Here is a 515-nt window from a genome sequence, read left to right on the forward strand (position 1 = left end):
ACTATGATTGTGTTATTGTTGATTTGTCCTTTTAAGGTTGTTAGCAGTTGCCTTATATATTGTGGTGAACCTAGGTTGGGTGCGTAGATACTTAAAATTGTTTTATCTTCTTATTGGATTGATACTTTGATGATTATGTAGTGACCTTCCTTGTCCCTTAAAATATTCTTCATTTTAAAGTCTATTTTGTCTGATATGAGTATTGCTACTCCAGCTTTCTTTTGATTCCCGTTTGCATGGAACATTTTCTTCCATCCTCTAACTTTCAATTTGTATACGTCCCTGGAAGTGACGTGGTCTCTTGAAGACAGCATATATATGGGTCTTGTTTTTGTATCCATTCAGCCAGTCTATGTCTTTTGGTTGGGGTGTTTAGTCCATTAACATTTAAGGTAATTATTGATATGTATGTTCTTATTGCCATTTTATTAATTGCTTTAGATTTGTTTTTGTTTCTCTTTTTTCTTCCTTTCTTCTCTTGTTCTCTCCTCTTGTGGTTTGATGACTGTCTTTAG

Annotated in this window: 1 protein-coding gene; it reads right to left on the minus strand. The window is 33.8% G+C overall.

Features of this window, described 5'->3' with window-relative positions; all coding sequences use genetic code 11:
- Positions 1-265: 265 nt before the first annotated feature.
- Positions 266-424: an endonuclease/exonuclease/phosphatase family protein gene (locus tag FJV41_RS55455; protein ID WP_181791552.1), complete on the minus strand. Its 159-nt coding sequence runs from the start codon at positions 422-424 to the stop codon at positions 266-268.
- Between the last annotated feature and the right edge of the window lie 91 nt (positions 425-515).

The organism is Myxococcus llanfairpwllgwyngyllgogerychwyrndrobwllllantysiliogogogochensis, from assembly GCF_006636215.1.
GTDB lineage: Bacteria > Myxococcota > Myxococcia > Myxococcales > Myxococcaceae > Myxococcus > Myxococcus llanfairpwllgwyngyllgogerychwyrndrobwllllantysiliogogogochensis.

Excerpts from the sequence above, each read along its gene's own strand:
- FJV41_RS55455 (WP_181791552.1), bottom strand. The coding sequence starts at position 424 with ATGGCAATAAGAACATACATATCAATAATTACCTTAAATGTTAATGGA.